Raw genomic sequence first — 1372 nt, 5'->3', positions numbered from 1 at the left:
CACCGATCTCGCCAGATACCATGCGCATGCTGGTATTTCTTTCCAGGGCCGCCCTCTCAGGGTTGCCCGCGCCCGCGTGCGCCCTACCGGCTGTGGGCGCGGGCGCTTGGGTTCCCTTGTAGCCGAGAAAGGCCCCGATGACACAACAGTTGCTCTTTCATGATCAGGCCCGCGCATCGCTCAAGCATGGCGTGGACCGTGTGGCCGACGCGGTGAAACTCACCCTTGGTCCTCGTGGGCGCGCTGTTGCGCTTGCCATGGACGCCGCCGCACCCATGATTACCCGTGATGGCATCACGGTTGCGCAGGCGATCGTGCTGCCAGATCGGTTTGAGAATATGGGCGCGCAGCTCCTCATCGAAGTCGCGCAGGCTACCAACGCCATGGTTGGGGATGGCACCACCACCGCCACCATTCTGGCGCAGTCCCTGATCGGCGAGGGGCTGAAGCTGGTGGCTGCTGGGGCAAACCCCGTGCTGCTCAAGCGCGGCCTGGACATGGGTGGTGCGGCGGTGCTGGCGTCGCTCACGGCGGCAGCCATGCCGGTGCGCCACCCGGTCGACATGGCGCGGGTCGCCGGGATCGCCGCGAGCGATGGGGCGCTCGGTGCGCTGATTGCTTCGGTGATCACGCGGGTGGGGGACGATGGCGTCATCACCATTGAGGCGGGGCGCGGCACCCAGACCGAGGTGGTGTACGCGGATGGGATGCAGATCGATCAGGGCTACGCGTCGCCCTCTTTTGTGACCGACATGGCGCGGCGCGAGGCCGTGCTGGATGACCCGCAGTTCCTGATCACCGATGCCGCCATCACCGATATCCATACGCTCATACCACTGATCGGGAAAGCCGTGCAGCGGGGCAGGCAGGTCGTGCTGGTGGTGGGCAATCTCTCTGACGAGATTCTGAATGCGCTTGTGCTCAATAAGATCCGCGGCGTGTTCGCCCCTGTGGTCATCAAGATCCCGGGGGATGGCGAGCGGCGACGCGAGCTGCTAGAAGATCTGGCCGTGCTCACTGGCGGGACGCTCATCTCCCAGGATACCGGACGAACCCTTGAGAGCGCCACGGTGGAGGATCTTGGCCGTGCCCAACGGATCTGCGTCGGCAAGGCGGCGACCAGCATCACTCAGGGCGCGGGCGACCCCAAGCAGATCACGCTCCACAGCGCGCAGATCCGGGCGCAGATGGCCGCAACAACCAGCGACGCCATGCGGGCCGCGCTGGCCCTACGCCTCGCTAGGCTGGGCGGGTGCGTGGCGGTCATCCGCGTGGGGGCCACCACCGAGCCAGAGCTGAAGGAGCGCACCCAGCGGCTTGAGGATGCGCTGGCCACGGCCCGAGCGGCGATTGAGCAGGGCATTGTCCCCGG

1 pseudogene is annotated in these 1372 nt (G+C 66.6%); it reads left to right on the top strand.

Going from position 1 to position 1372, the window contains the following annotated elements:
* The first annotated feature begins 137 nt into the window (after nt 1–137).
* A pseudogene (locus F8S13_27585) lies at nt 138–1372 on the top strand (chaperonin GroEL).

Source organism: Chloroflexia bacterium SDU3-3, from assembly GCA_009268125.1.
Classification (GTDB): domain Bacteria; phylum Chloroflexota; class Chloroflexia; order Chloroflexales; family Roseiflexaceae; genus SDU3-3.
The sequence above is the reverse complement of the archived record's forward strand: the minus strand, read 5'-3'. Positions and strand labels throughout refer to the sequence as shown.